The sequence below is a fragment of the Pedococcus ginsenosidimutans genome (assembly GCF_039544395.1).
Taxonomy (GTDB): Bacteria; Actinomycetota; Actinomycetes; order Actinomycetales; family Dermatophilaceae; genus Pedococcus; species Pedococcus ginsenosidimutans.
Map to the genome: position 1 here is coordinate 467547 of NZ_BAABLO010000004.1, position 12754 is coordinate 480300.

A 12754-nucleotide genomic window follows, 5' to 3' on the forward strand; every position below is an offset into this window, starting at 1 on the left:
CACGGGTCAGAGGACGAACGAGCGGTAGGCGGGGTCGTGGGCTGCGAGCGCCGCACGCCCGGCGACGGGGTCGACGAACAGCGCCGTCGCCCACACGTCCGCCCACAACAGGCTGGGGCCCCAGACGGTGACCGAACCCACCCGCTCGACCGCACCACCGGTGCGCGGGTCGCCGATGTGCAGGCCCCGCGCGGCCGTCCCCGAGGTGGCCAGGCCGCCGGTCGTCAGGTCGAGCGAGGCCGCGATGGTCCCGGGTCGGCGGGGGTCCTCGATACCCACCCGCCACGGGGTGGGGTGCGACTCGCGTCCCGCGCCGGCGACGAGGTCGCCACCGGCGTTGACGCAGAACGAGATCCCGGGGACGTTGCCGAGGTGCGCGGCCGCCTTCTCCACGGCCCAGCCCTTGACCAGGCCTGTGGGGTCGTAGCCGCCCGAGCCCGGGTACGCAGCGGTGAACAGCCCGCCGGTGCGCTCCTGGGCCCGCAGGCACAGCTGTGCGACCTCCTCGTGCCACGGGTGGGCCGCGGCTCCGTCGAGCTCGCCCCGGCGCAGACGCATCAGCTCACTGTCGTCGCGCCAGGTGCTGAACAGGCCGTCGACCTTGTGCAGGAACGACCAGACCTGGCCGACGGCCGCGTCGACCTCAGGGCTCTGCACGGTACCTCGCACGTGCACCGAGACCGGCAGGCCCATGACCTGCTCGACGAACGCCCGCCGCGGCGGCCGCGGGGCCTCCTCGGACGAGGCAGCCACCGGCGGGCGCGGCACGGTCGCGACGCTCACAGGTGGGCCTGGTCGATGGCGGACTGCAGGGATTGGATGTAGCCGTCGGAGGTGTAGGTCGCACCCGACACCATGTCGATGTTCGCGCTCTGGGCCTGCACCACCTCACTGTTGAGGACGGGCACCGCGTAGGAGTTGATCTCCTGGTCGCGGTTGTCGTTCCACGGCACCTGCAGGACCTGCGCGGCGGTGATCTTGCCGCTCTTGACGGTGATCTGGACCTGGACGTCGCCGTAGCGCGTGCCGATCGCGTCGCCGGCGTAGGTCTTGGCGGCCGACGAGCTCGACGACGAGGAGGAGGATGACGAGGACGACGACGAGCTGGAGCTGGCGCTGGCGCTCGGGGTCGGTGTCGCAGCGGCGCCGGAGGTCCCCGAGGTCGAGGAGCCGGTGGTCGAGGTGTCCGACGGGGTCGTCGCCGACGGGGTGGGGACGGCCGCGCCGTTGGCGGCCTGGCCGATGACGGGGGCCGCCACCGTCGAGCCCTTGCTCGACGTGGACGTGTGGTAGCTGAACAGCAGCACCAGGGTGGTCAGGGTGGACAGCGCCCACAGGGTGATTCGTCGCATGGTGGGCTCCTAGTACTCGAACCGCTCGAGGTGGATGTGGTCGGAGGCGACGCCGCAGTCGAGGGCGGCCCGGCGGGCCGCCTCCATCCACTTCGGTGCGCCGCAGAGGAAGATGTCGCGCTCGGCGACGTCGGGGACGAGCTGGGTCAGGGCGGCGGCGTCGGTGAGGTGGGCCGCAGCGGCGGGTAGCCAGCTGTCGCGACCCGGCACGCGCGCTCCCTCGACGGTCACGTAGCGGGCGCCCTTCTCCCGGGCGAGGGCGAAGATCTCGTCGGCGAACACGAGCTGGTCACGGCTGTGGGCCCGGTGGACGACCACGACGTCGCCGGGGTCCTGGTCGAGCTCCTCCAGCAGAGCCCGCATCGGGGTGATGCCGATCCCGGCGCCCATGAGCAGCACCTTGCGCCGGGTGCGCACGCCCGCATGGAGCCGACCGTAGGGACCCTCCACCAGCACCCGGGTGCCGGGGGCCAGCGACGCCAGCCGCTCGGTCCCGTCGCCGACGTGGGCCGCCGTGATGCGCAGGGTGCGACCGTCGGGCGCGGCCGAGACCGAGTACGGGTGCGCCCGGCTCCAGCCCGGACCGTCGAGGAAACGCCACTGCAGGAACTGACCAGCGGCCACGTCGAGCCGCTCGACACCACGGCCGGCGACGACCACGGAGGTGACGCCGGGCGCCTCGGCCACCACGTCGGTCACGTGCAGGGGTGACCGCAGCGAGCGCCACAGGGGCACGGCCACACGGAAGCCGAGGACGGCCGCCGCACACACGGCGTACAGGGTCCACCAGAAGACCGTCGAGGCGGTCGAGGCGAGGAACTCCTGCCCCGTCCAGAGCTGGTGGGGAAGCGCCAGGCCGGCACCGAGGTAGCCGTAGAGGTGGATGAGGTGCCACGACTCGTAGCGCAGGCGGCGGCGGGCCTTGCGCACCGAGGTCACGACGACCAGGCAGAGCGCGACGGTGCCGGCGGTGGCGAGCAGCATGCCCGGGTAGTGGAGCACGAGGTCGACGAGGGTGCCCCCGATGCCGGTGGGGGTCCCCGCCGCGTAGCCGAGGGTGATGAGGACGATGTGGGCCCACAGCAGGTTGAACGAGGTGAAGCCGACGAGGCGGTGGGTGCGCGCGAGCTCGTCCTGCCCCCACGCCTGCTCGAACCACGGCACGCGGGCCATGAGGAACACCTGCACGAGCAGCAGCGCCGACGCCACCAGGCCGGTCAGCCGCCCGGTGCTGGTCAACGCCCCTGCCACGGAGCCCAGGTCCTGCACGCCACCGTTGGCGACCCACAGGGCGGCCACCCACAGCAGGACGAGCCAGAACGCGCCCACCGACGCGTCGCGCCACCAGCGCGGGACGGTGTGGACGCGGTGGGTCCGTGCTGCGGTCGCGGCGGGCAGGGCGCCGGGCGACAGCTCCGTGGAGGACAGGTCGATCGTGGTCACACGGTGAACTGTGGGGGGCGTTCCTAGGAGTTTCCTGTGGACAGCCCGTGACCCGGGTTTGGGGTCGGTCAGGCGGTGATGCGGCCGTCGACGAGGACGAGGTCCGCCTCGTCCCGGCCCGTCACGACCAGGCGCGCGTTGGCCTCGTCGGACCCGTCGACCCAGGCCTGCGCGTCGTCCGGCTCACGGCCTGCGAGCACGTGGCGCTCGACGAGCCGGGTCCTGCGCCGGGACGGGTCGAGGTCGCAGAACCACACCTCGTCGAGCTCGGCACGGACGGCCGGCCACCCGCCCTCGGGCAGCAGCAGGTAGTTGCCCTCGGTGACCACGAGGTCGGCGCCCTCGCCGACCTCGATGCTGCCGGGCTCGGGCTCCCCCACCGCGTGGTCGAAGCTCGGCGCCGCCAGCGGCACCCTGGGTACGGCGCGTGCCGTGGCCAGCGTGGCGGCGTACGCGCCCACGTCGAAGGTGTCGGGCGCGCCCTTGCGGTCACGCCGGCCGAGGCGGTCGAGCTCGGCGTTCGGAAGGTGGTAGCCGTCCATCGGCACGTGGGCGACCCGGTCGGCGAGCCGCGGGTCCGCGGCCACGGCGGCGAGCAGCGCCTCGACGAGGGTCGTCTTGCCCGCCCCCGGAGCCCCGGCGATGCCCAGCACCCGGCGTCGGCCGTCGGCCGCGGCCTCGACCAGGGCGGCGCAGCGGTCCAGCAGCCTGGTGTCGACGCCGCGTCCGGTCACGACCACACCCCCAGTACGGAGCCGCCGATGCGCACGATGAAGGCGACCAGCACGAGGACGAACACCACGCGCACGAACCTACTGCCCCGCGCCACCGCTGTCCGGGCGCCGGTGTAGCCGCCGGCGATGTTGGCCACGGCCATGACCAGCCCGATCCCCCACATCACGTGCCCACCCGGCACGAACACCGTCAGTGCCCCGAGGTTGGTGGCGAAGTTGGCGATCTTGGCCTTCGCGCTCGCCTCGAGGAACGCGTAGCCCATGAGGCCCACGAGGGCGAAGACGAGGAACGACCCGGTTCCCGGGCCCAGTGCGCCGTCGTAGATGCCGATGACGAAGCCCGTGACCATCGCGACGACCGTGTGCCGGTGCCCGTCGAACCGCAGGGCCGTCTCGTGCCCCATCGACGGCCTGGCCACGGTGTAGGCGCCCACGACGACGAGCATGACGAGGATGACCGGGTTGAACGCCGACTTCGGGATGTGCAGCCCGAGCAGCGCCCCACCGACCGCCCCGAGGTACGCGACCGCGGCCATGGGCAGGGCCGTCCGCAGGTCGGGGCGGACCCTGCGCCAGTAGGTGACCGAGCTCGTGGTGGTCCCGAAGATGGAGGCGACCTTGTTGGTCGCCAGCAGCTGTGCCGGGCTCGCGGCGGGGAACCCCAGCAGCAGCGCGGGGAGCTGCACCAGGCCGCCCCCACCGACGACTGCGTCCACCCAGCCCGCGCCGAACCCGGCGAGGGCCATGAGCAGGACCGTCGTCAGGTCGACGTCGGGCACCTACCGACCCAGCCAGCCGTCGACGACGTCGAGGATGTCGAGCAGCTCGTGGGCCTTGGCGTCGGGGGTGACGTCGACGGCCACCTGCTGGCTGGCCGGGATGTCGCTGTGCGGCACCCAGATGGCCCGCATGCCCACCTGCTGGGGGCCGTGCACGTCCTCGAACAGCCGGTCACCCACGTAGACCGCCTCGTGCGGCTCGACGTCGACCGCCTCGCAGGCGGCGAGGAACGCCTCGCGGTGCGGCTTCACGACGTGGATCTCCGAGGAGTAGACATCGCCGTCGAGCAGGTCGAGGACGCCGTCGCGCTGGAACACCTCTCGGTGGTAGGCCCGGGTCCAGATGGTGTTGGACAGCACGCCGACCTTGAGCCCGCGGTCGTGCAGCCCCTCCCAGAGCGGCCGCACCTGCGGGTCGGTGTGGGTGTGCGGCTCCCAGAACCGCCGGTACGCCGCGAGCGCGAGGTGGTGCCGGTCGTGCTCGGGGTCGACCCCGGCCTCGGCGAGGATCGCCTCGATGGAGGCGCTCTCGTGGGTCTGCCGCCCACGCGCCCAGGCCTTCTCCTCGGCCGGGTGGATGCGCATGGCCAGCGAGTCGGCCTCGGCGAGGTCGTCGACCGGCATGGCCGGGTCCTCGACGGGCAGCCCGTGGACCTCACGGGCGAAGACGCGCCACTGGCGCGGAAGGTCGACGTCGTGCCAGGGGGTGAGCGTGCCGCCCCAGTCGAAGATGACGGCCCGGGGCGGTGTCACGGCTGCCATCAGCCGGCGACGCCGGTCGCCCCGGCGCCAGCCCCCGAGACGAGGCGGCGGACCGTCTCGACCACGTCACCTACGGCGACCTCGGTGCGCTCACCCGTGGCGCGGTCCTTGACCTCGACCACACCGTGCTCGAGGGACTTGCCGACGACGACGATGGTCGGGATGCCGATGAGCTCGGAGTCCTTGAACTTCACCCCGGGGCTGACCTTGTGGCGGTCGTCGTAGAGCACCGAGATCCCGGCCGCCTCGAGCTCACGGGTGAGCTCCTCGGCCTTGGTGAAGACCTCGGGGTCGCGGGTCATGTCCTTGCCGGCGGCGACGAGGTGCACGTCGACGGGGCTGATCTCCCGCGGCCAGCGCAGCCCGAGCTCGTCGTGGTTGCCCTCGGCGACGCAGGCCACGGCGCGGGAGACGCCGACGCCGTAGGAGCCCATGATGACCGTCTGGAGCTTGCCGTTCTGGTCCAGGACCTTGAGGTCGAGCGCCTCGGCGTACTTGGTGCCGAGCTGGAAGATGTGGCCCATCTCGATGCCACGGGCCGACTCGAGGTCGTGGCCGCACGACGGGCAGGCGTCGCCGGGGCGGACGTCGGCGGCCTCGATGGTGCCGTCGGCGGTGAAGTCGCGACCGGCCACGAGGTCGATGACGTGCTTGCCGGTCACGTCGGCGCCGGTCACCCAGCGCGTGCCCTCGACGACCCGGGGGTCGAGCAGGTAGCGGATGCCGGAGGCCGACTCCGCGCCCAGGGCGCCGGGCCCGATGTAGCCCTTGGCCAGCGCGGGGTGGGCCGCGAAGTCCTTCTCCTCGAACGCCGCGACCTCAGCCGGCTCGACCTGGGCGCCGAGGCGCTTCTCGTCGATCTCGCGGTCACCGGGGACGCCGATGGCCAGCGGCTCGCGCGTGCCGTCGGGGTGGACCAGGACCACGAGGACGTTCTTGAGCGTGTCGGCGGCGGTCCAGGAGCGGTCCTCGCGCGGGAACGCCGAGTTGAGGTGGTCGACCAGCGTCTCGATCGTGGGGGTGTCCGGGGTGTCCTCGGCGTGCGCCGCGGGGGCGTCGTCGTAGGGCAGCGCGTCGGGGACGGGCACCCGCACGGCCTCGACGTTCGCGGCGTACCCGCAGTGGGGGCAGTGGACGTAGGTGTCCTCGCCGTTCTCGGCGGTGGCGAGGAACTCCTCGCTCTTGGAGCCACCCATGGCGCCGGCCATCGCCTGGACGATGACGTAGTGGAAGCCGAGGCGGTCGAAGATGCGGATGTAGGCGTCGCGGTGCAGCTGGTAGCTCTTGTCGAGCCCGGCCTCGTCGATGTCGAAGGAGTAGGAGTCCTTCATGACGAACTCGCGGCCGCGCAGGATGCCCGCGCGCGGACGGGCCTCGTCGCGGTACTTGGTCTGGATCTGGTAGATCGACAGCGGCAGGTCCTTGTAGGAGGAGAACAGGTCCTTCACCGCGAGGGTGAACATCTCCTCGTGCGTCGGGCCGAGGAGGTAGTCGGCGCCCTTGCGGTCCTGCAGGCGGAAGATGTTGTCGCCGTACTCGCTCCAGCGCCCGGACGCCTCGAAGGGCTCCTTGGGCAGCAGCGCGGGGAACAACAGCTCCTGCGCGCCGATCTGGTCCATCTCCTCGCGGACGATGTTCTCCACCCTGCGCAGGACCTTCAGACCCAGCGGCAGCCAGGTGTAGATGCCGGGGCTGACGCGGCGGATGTAGCCGGCGCGGACGAGCAGCCGGTGGCTCGGCACCTCGGCATCGGCCGGGTCCTCGCGAAGGGTTCGCAGGAACAGGGTCGACATGCGCAGTGCCACTTCGGACTCCTCGGGTGGTGGACGAACCACCAGAGGATATCGGGGCGCACCGCGCGGGCTCACCCCAGTTGCGGCGGCGGCCCCGCGCCGGGCCGGCGGGCGGGGTACGCGACCTGCCCCGGCCCGCGCACGGCCGCTGGCAGAATGGCGCCATGGACCCCGACGACCACCGCATCGACTCCGCCGAACAGCTGCGGGCGCTGGTCGGGGAGCCGCTCCCCCGCGTCCGCGACAAGGTGCGCACGAGCCTGCACCAGCTCGACCGCGACTGGATCGCGGCGTCGCCGTTCTGCGTCGTGTCGACGTCCGACGCGGCCGGTCGGTGCGACTCCTCGCCGAAGGGCGACCCGGCCGGGTTCGTGAAGGTCCTCGACGAGAGGACGCTCGCGGTCCCCGAGCGCAAGGGCAACAAGCGGGTCGACGGCTACCTCAACGTCCTGGAGAACCCCCACGCCGGACTGATCTTCCTCGTCCCCGGACGCGGCGACACCCTCCGCGTCAACGGCCGGGCCCGGCTGGTCTCGGACGCCCCGTGGTTCGACGACATGGTGGTCAAGGGCCACCGGCCGGTGCTGGCCCTCGTCGTCGAGGTCGAGGAGGTCTTCTTCCACTGCGCCAAGGCGTTCATGCGCAGCGCCCTGTGGCACCCGTCCACCTGGGACCCGATGGCGGTGGGGTCGCGCCCCGAGATCGCCAGGGCGCTGGAGCGCCCCGAGGACTCCGTCGAGGAGCTCGAGCGCTACTACGGCGCGCAGTACTCCACCGGCCTCTACTGAGGGTCGGCGGGACCGCGGCGCGAGCGCAGGTAACGCAGTCGCGCACTGGTCGCCAGCGCGGACGCCACCCCACCGAGGACGGCCAGGACGACACCGACCCACAACCAGGTGCGCCCGGCCGGCTGGCTGCCCGGCACGACGACGAGGAAGAGCCCGAAGACCAGCAGCGACCCGGTGGACCACACGAGCAGGTTGCCGGCGGCCGCGCTCTCGGGACGGTCGGGTGCGGTGGCCGGCCGGTCGGCGGGCGCGCGGGGACTGCCCGCGTCCGGAGCGTCGGCCTCCCCTGCCATCAGAGCAGCACGGTCGAGAACGTGCCCACGTCCTCGAAGCCGACGTGCCGGTACGTCGCCCGCGCACTGGCGTTGAAGTCGTTGACGTACAACGTCACCCACCGCGCGCGGGTCGTCATCACCTGCTCGACGACCGAGGCCATGAGTGGTGCGGCGAGGCCCTGTCCGCGCAGGTGCGGAGCCAGCCACACCCCCTGGATCTGGGCGCAGCCGAGGGCGACCGAGCCGACATCGGCCTTGAAGACCACGTCGCCGTCCTCGACGGCGACGAAGGTGTGGCCACGGTCGATGAGGGCCAGCAGGGCGGTGCGGTAGGCGGCCCCGGAACCGCTGTAGGGCGGGTAGCCGATCTCGCCCTCGAACATGTGCGCCGCAGCGGGCATGACGAGGTCGACCTCCCCGACGGTGGCGGGACGGACCCGCGGGTCGAGCTCGACGCCGAGGCTGGAGGGGAGCTCCATGGTGCTCATGAGCGGCTGGTTGGCCCGCACGGCCCGCGCCGGCCCCCACGAGGGTGCGAGGTGCCGCCACAGCTCGGCGACTTGGTCGGCGGGGCCGAGGATGGAGGCGCAGTGCCGGCGCCAGCGGCGGACCCGGTCGGCGAAGTAGGCGAGCTCGGACTCGTCGGCCTCGACCGGGACGAGGTTGGCGCTCGACCAGCACAGCGCCTCGAGGCGTCCGTCGACCTTGTGCCCGAGCACCGTGCCGGGCTGGGTGGTGAGCACCCCTTCGAGCAGTCGCGCGGCGACGAACACGTTGGCCGGCAGGTTGCGCGCACACAGCTCGAGGGCAGCATCACGCTCCGACGCAGTCAGGGCGTGGACCGGGTTGCGGGTGCGCAGCACGCAGCCAGCCTAGGCCGTGCGTGCGCTCCGCGCGTCCCCATCCGGCCACGCCGCCGCAGGCGCCCTCACAGGACCTGCGAGAGGAACCGCCGCAGCCGGTCGCTGTGCGCGTCCTCGAACACCGCGCCCGGGGACCCCGACTCGACGACCACGCCCCGGTCCATGAACAGCACCTGGTCGGCCACCGACCGGGCGAAGCCCATCTCGTGGGTGACGACCAGCATGGTCATGCCGCCCGCCGCGAGGTCGGACATGGTGGCGAGCACCCCCTTGACGAGCTCGGGGTCGAGCGCCGAGGTGGCCTCGTCGAAGAGCATGACCTCCGGTTGCATCGCCAGGGCCCGGGCGATGGCGACCCGCTGCTGCTGACCCCCGGACAGGGTGCCGGGGCGGACGTCGGCCTTGTGCCGCAGGCCGACCCGGTCGAGCTGCACCAGGGCCTGCTCGGCGGCGACGTCCTTCGACAGTCCCCGCAGGCGGGTCAGGCCGAGCGTGATGTTGTCGCGGACGGTCTTGTGCGGGAACAGGTTGAAGTGCTGGAAGACCATCCCGACGCGCTGCCGCAGTCGGTCGGGGTCGTCAGCGAGGACGCTGCGGCCGTCGAGCAGGACGTCGCCGGAGTCCGGCTCCAGGAGGCGGTTGACCACGCGGAGCAGGGTCGACTTGCCCGAGCCCGACGGGCCGATGACACACGTCGTCGAGGCGGCCTGCACGTCGAGGTCGATGCCCCGCAGGACGTGGTTGCTGCCGAACGACAGGTGCACGTCACGGGTGGCGACCGAGACGCCGGGGGTGGTGGGCGGTGCCGCGGCGGCTCCCGGGGCCGAGCCCCTGGTCAACCCCTTGGTCGACTCGCTGGTCGCGCCCGCCGTGTCGGGCGTCCGGCTGGTGTTGGCGTTCGTGGTCATCGGTGGCCCTCCTGGGCGAGCTCGAGGGACGGTGCGGCCGGGCCCACCGGGTCGTCGTCGGGGTGCTCGGCCCCGTCGGCGCGCCGGCCGTCCCGCAGCCGACGGTCGATGGCGTTGACGGCGTGCGTGAGCGGCACGGTGATGACGAGGTAGAACAACCCGGCCAGCAGCAGGGCCGACTCGTTGCCGGTGTTGGCCGCCGCGTCCTGGCCGATGCGGAACAGGTCGCGCTGGCTGGCCAGCAGCCCGAGGAAGTAGACGAGCGACGACTCCTTGACCAGCGCGATGAGCTGGTTGACCAGGGCCGGGAGCACCCGTCGTACGCCCTGGGGGATGACGACCAGGCGCATGCCGCTGGGTCGTGAGAAGCCGAGCGCCCGGGCGGCCTCGAGCTGCCCGGCGTCGACGCTCTGGATGCCGGAGCGGAAGATCTCGCCGATGTAGGCGCCGGCGATCAGCGAGAGCGCCAGGATGCCGAGCGGGTACGGGTTCGGTCCCCAGACCGCGAGGCCCAGCGGTGAGAGCCCCACCCCGATGAGCAGGATCGTCACCGCCGCGGGCAGGCCGCGGAAGACGTCGGTGTAGACCCGCGCCGGCCACCGCAGCCACCGGCTGCGGGACAGGCCCGCCACGGCCAGGAGCATGCCCAGCACGGTGCCGACCACCGCCGAGGTGAGGGCCAGGACCAGGGTGTTGGGCAGCCCGACGCGCAGCAGCTCCGGCAGGGCGGTGCGCATGGCGTCGACGTCGAAGAACGTCTGCCACAGGGTCCTCAGGACATCCATCTGCCCGGTCCTCCTCTCGGCGGTGGTGGGTGGTTACTTCGGGGCGCCGATGGCGACCGAGCCGCTGCCCGGCTTGAAGTCGGCCGGGATCTCACGGGTCGGGTAGTACTGCTTCTGCAGCCGGGCCCAGGTGCCGTCGGCGATGACCTCGTCGAGCGCCTTGTTGACGGCCTCGCGCAGGGCGTCGTTCTGCTGGTTCACGGCGTAGGCCTGGCCACCGACGTCGAGCTGCTTGGCGACGGCGACGACCTTGCCGCCGGACTCGCCGGCGGTCTTCTCACCGATCTCGGCCGGGGTGACCCAGGCGTCGGCGGTCCCGGACTTCAGCTGGTTGAGCGCGGCGTTGTAGTCGGGCACCCGCACGGGGTCAAGCTTCTCGCGGGTGGCGAAGTCGTCCTGGACGGTGCCCTGCACCACGACGACGCGCTTCCCGGCGAGCTGGTCGAACGCCGTGATGGGCGAGCCCTTGGGGACGTCGAGACCGAGGAAGCCGAAGTCGTACTTGTCGGTGAAGTCGACGGTCTTCTTGCGCCCCTCGGTGATGCTGATCGAGGAGGACCCGAGGTCGAACTTGCCGGTCTTGACCTGGGCCAGCAGCGAGCTGAACTCGGTGCCGACGAACTGCACCTTGAGGTTCATCTTGGCCGCGACCGCGGTGAGCAGGTCGTTGTCGAAGCCGGTGAACCGGCCGTCCTTGAGGAAGACGTTCGGCGGGGCGTCGGTGAGCGTGCCCACGCGAAGGGTGCCGGGCTGCTGGAGGTGGTACGGGTTGGACTCCGCCGAGCTGCCGCCCCCACCGCACGCCGCGACGGACAGCGCGAGGGTGGCGGAGGTGGCCACGACGAGGGCACGGACGAGGGCGTGACGGCGCACGGACATGGGTCGGTTCCTTGCTCGAGAAAGGGTGGGGAGTCGGCACGGGTCGCCGTTGACCCACGCGCTGGCATGGCGCAGCCCGCGCGGTGGTGCCGCGTCAGAGAGGTCGACGAGGAGGGCGGACACTCCTCGTGAACACGTCAGAAAGTTATCTTACCCATAACTTCGAGTGATAACCGGGGTGACGCTCAGCCCACCATGTGGACGCCCACTGGACAGCTCAGCCGACGGTGACGCTGGGGGCGCCTGCGCTCTCCTCGTCCACCGGCTCGCCCATCTCCTCGGCGATCCGCATGGCCTCCTCGATGAGGGTCTCGACGATCTGCGACTCGGGGACGGTCTTGATGACCTCGCCCTTGACGAAGATCTGGCCCTTGCCGTTGCCGGACGCGACGCCGAGGTCGGCCTCGCGGGCCTCCCCCGGGCCGTTGACGACGCAGCCCATGACGGCGACGCGCAGCGGCACGGTCATGCCCTCGAGCCCGGCGGTGACCTCGTCGGCGAGCTTGTAGACGTCGACCTGGGCGCGACCGCACGACGGGCAGGAGACGATCTCGAGCTTGCGGGGCTTGAGGTTGAGCGACTGGAGGATCTGGTTGCCGACCTTGACCTCCTCGACCGGAGGAGCCGACAGCGAGACGCGGATCGTGTCGCCGATGCCCTTGGAGAGCAGGGCCCCGAACGCCGTGGCGGACTTGATGGTGCCCTGGAACGCCGGGCCGGCCTCGGTGACCCCGAGGTGCAGCGGCCAGTCGCCGCGCTCGGACAGCATCTCGTAGGCCTTGACCATGACGACGGGGTCGTTGTGCTTCACCGAGATCTTGAAGTCGTGGAAGTCGTGCTCCTCGAACAGCGACGCCTCCCAGACGGCGGACTCCACGAGCGCCTCGGCGGTGGCCTTGCCGTACTTCTCCAGCAGCCGCGGGTCGAGCGAGCCGGCGTTGACGCCGATCCGGATGGAGACGCCGGCGTCCTTGGCCGCCGCGGCGATCTGCTTGACCTGGTCGTCGAACTTGCGGATGTTGCCCGGGTTGACCCGGACCGCGGCGCAGCCGGCGTCGATCGCCGCGAAGACGTACTTGGGCTGGAAGTGGATGTCGGCGATCACCGGGATCTGGCTCTTGCGCGCGATCGCGGGCAGCGCGTCGGCGTCGTCCTGGCTCGGGCAGGCCACCCGGACGATGTCGCAGCCGGACGCGGTGAGCTCGGCGATCTGCTGCAGGGTCGCGTTGATGTCGGTCGTCGGCGTCGTGCACATCGACTGCACCGAGATGGGTGCGTCACCGCCGACCTCGACCTTGCCGACCTTGATCTTGCGCGTCTTGCGCCGGGGGGCGAGGACGGGCGGGGGCAGGGCCGGCATACCGAGTCCAACAGTCATGACTGCAGTATCTCC

General features: G+C 71.9%; 14 protein-coding genes. 1 reads left to right on the forward strand and 13 read right to left on the reverse strand.

All coding sequences use genetic code 11. The annotated features are described in order from the left end of the window. Positions 1 to 6: 6 nt before the first annotated feature. The 7 genes from ABEA42_RS06930 to ABEA42_RS06960 all read right to left on the reverse strand — a co-directional run bounded on the left by ABEA42_RS06930 (position 7) and on the right by ABEA42_RS06960 (position 6875). Positions 7 to 783, reverse strand: a complete 777-nt coding sequence (locus ABEA42_RS06930; RefSeq protein WP_345502092.1) for an FAD:protein FMN transferase — start codon at positions 781 to 783, stop codon at positions 7 to 9. Beyond that, entirely contained in the window at positions 780 to 1352 is a 573-nt protein-coding gene (locus ABEA42_RS06935) for an FMN-binding protein (protein ID WP_345502093.1), read from the reverse strand. The genes ABEA42_RS06930 and ABEA42_RS06935 overlap by 4 nt, the downstream gene beginning before the upstream one ends. 9 nt (positions 1353 to 1361) lie before the next feature. Further along, positions 1362 to 2795, reverse strand: coding sequence for a ferredoxin reductase family protein (locus tag ABEA42_RS06940; protein ID WP_345502094.1), 1434 nt, complete (start codon positions 2793 to 2795; stop codon positions 1362 to 1364). Between the two features lie 68 nt (positions 2796 to 2863). Then, positions 2864 to 3529, reverse strand: a complete 666-nt coding sequence (locus tag ABEA42_RS06945; protein WP_345502095.1) for a nucleoside/nucleotide kinase family protein — start codon at positions 3527 to 3529, stop codon at positions 2864 to 2866. Then, positions 3526 to 4308 carry a TSUP family transporter gene (locus ABEA42_RS06950; RefSeq protein ID WP_345502096.1) on the reverse strand — a complete coding sequence of 261 codons (783 nt, stop codon included), beginning with the start codon at positions 4306 to 4308 and terminating at the stop codon, positions 3526 to 3528. Before ABEA42_RS06950 ends, ABEA42_RS06945 begins: the two co-directional genes overlap by 4 nt. Further along, positions 4309 to 5070 carry an HAD family hydrolase gene (locus tag ABEA42_RS06955; RefSeq protein WP_345502098.1) on the reverse strand — a complete coding sequence of 254 codons (762 nt, stop codon included), beginning with the start codon at positions 5068 to 5070 and terminating at the stop codon, positions 4309 to 4311. After that, positions 5070 to 6875 carry a proline--tRNA ligase gene (locus ABEA42_RS06960; protein ID WP_345502099.1) on the reverse strand — a complete coding sequence of 602 codons (1806 nt, stop codon included), beginning with the start codon at positions 6873 to 6875 and terminating at the stop codon, positions 5070 to 5072. The genes ABEA42_RS06955 and ABEA42_RS06960 overlap by 1 nt, the downstream gene beginning before the upstream one ends. Positions 6876 to 7027: 152 nt before the next feature. On the opposite strand from ABEA42_RS06960, the gene ABEA42_RS06965 reads away from it, so the two are divergent. Further along, entirely contained in the window at positions 7028 to 7651 is a 624-nt protein-coding gene (locus ABEA42_RS06965; RefSeq protein ID WP_345502100.1) for a pyridoxamine 5'-phosphate oxidase family protein, read from the forward strand. Here the strand turns inward: ABEA42_RS06965 and ABEA42_RS06970 are convergent. From ABEA42_RS06970 to ispG, 6 genes are all read right to left on the reverse strand, one after another. Then, positions 7645 to 7944, reverse strand: coding sequence for a hypothetical protein (locus ABEA42_RS06970; RefSeq protein WP_345502101.1), 300 nt, complete (start codon positions 7942 to 7944; stop codon positions 7645 to 7647). The genes ABEA42_RS06965 and ABEA42_RS06970 overlap by 7 nt on opposite strands. Then, entirely contained in the window at positions 7944 to 8789 is an 846-nt protein-coding gene (locus ABEA42_RS06975; protein ID WP_345502103.1) for a GNAT family N-acetyltransferase, read from the reverse strand. The genes ABEA42_RS06970 and ABEA42_RS06975 overlap by 1 nt, the downstream gene beginning before the upstream one ends. Before the next feature lie 65 nt (positions 8790 to 8854). After that, positions 8855 to 9697 (reverse strand): amino acid ABC transporter ATP-binding protein, encoded by an 843-nt coding sequence (locus tag ABEA42_RS06980; protein ID WP_345502104.1) that lies wholly within the window; start codon positions 9695 to 9697, stop codon positions 8855 to 8857. Then, positions 9694 to 10482 (reverse strand): amino acid ABC transporter permease, encoded by a 789-nt coding sequence (locus tag ABEA42_RS06985; protein WP_345502105.1) that lies wholly within the window; start codon positions 10480 to 10482, stop codon positions 9694 to 9696. Before ABEA42_RS06985 ends, ABEA42_RS06980 begins: the two co-directional genes overlap by 4 nt. A 33-nt stretch (positions 10483 to 10515) precedes the next feature. Next, complete coding sequence (locus ABEA42_RS06990) at positions 10516 to 11361, reverse strand: ABC transporter substrate-binding protein (protein ID WP_345502106.1); 846 nt, start codon at positions 11359 to 11361, stop codon at positions 10516 to 10518. A 217-nt stretch (positions 11362 to 11578) separates the two neighbouring features. Then, the gene (gene ispG, locus ABEA42_RS06995; protein WP_345502107.1) at positions 11579 to 12739 is read right to left on the reverse strand and encodes a flavodoxin-dependent (E)-4-hydroxy-3-methylbut-2-enyl-diphosphate synthase; all 1161 of its coding nucleotides are present in this window, start codon (positions 12737 to 12739) and stop codon (positions 11579 to 11581) included. Positions 12740 to 12754 lie beyond the last annotated feature (15 nt).

What these genes read in the sequence shown, in the direction of transcription:
- ABEA42_RS06935 (WP_345502093.1), bottom strand. Translation starts at nt 1,352, where the DNA reads ATGCGACGAATCACCCTGTGGGCGCTGTCCACCCTGACCACCCTGGTG.
- ABEA42_RS06955 (WP_345502098.1), bottom strand. Translation starts at nt 5,070, where the DNA reads ATGGCAGCCGTGACACCGCCCCGGGCCGTCATCTTCGACTGGGGCGGC.
- ABEA42_RS06965 (WP_345502100.1), top strand. Translation starts at nt 7,028, where the DNA reads ATGGACCCCGACGACCACCGCATCGACTCCGCCGAACAGCTGCGGGCG.
- ABEA42_RS06970 (WP_345502101.1), bottom strand. Translation starts at nt 7,944, where the DNA reads ATGGCAGGGGAGGCCGACGCTCCGGACGCGGGCAGTCCCCGCGCGCCC.
- ABEA42_RS06980 (WP_345502104.1), bottom strand. Translation starts at nt 9,697, where the DNA reads ATGACCACGAACGCCAACACCAGCCGGACGCCCGACACGGCGGGCGCG.
- ABEA42_RS06985 (WP_345502105.1), bottom strand. Translation starts at nt 10,482, where the DNA reads ATGGATGTCCTGAGGACCCTGTGGCAGACGTTCTTCGACGTCGACGCC.
- ABEA42_RS06990 (WP_345502106.1), bottom strand. Translation starts at nt 11,361, where the DNA reads ATGTCCGTGCGCCGTCACGCCCTCGTCCGTGCCCTCGTCGTGGCCACC.
- ispG (WP_345502107.1), bottom strand. Translation starts at nt 12,739, where the DNA reads ATGACTGTTGGACTCGGTATGCCGGCCCTGCCCCCGCCCGTCCTCGCC.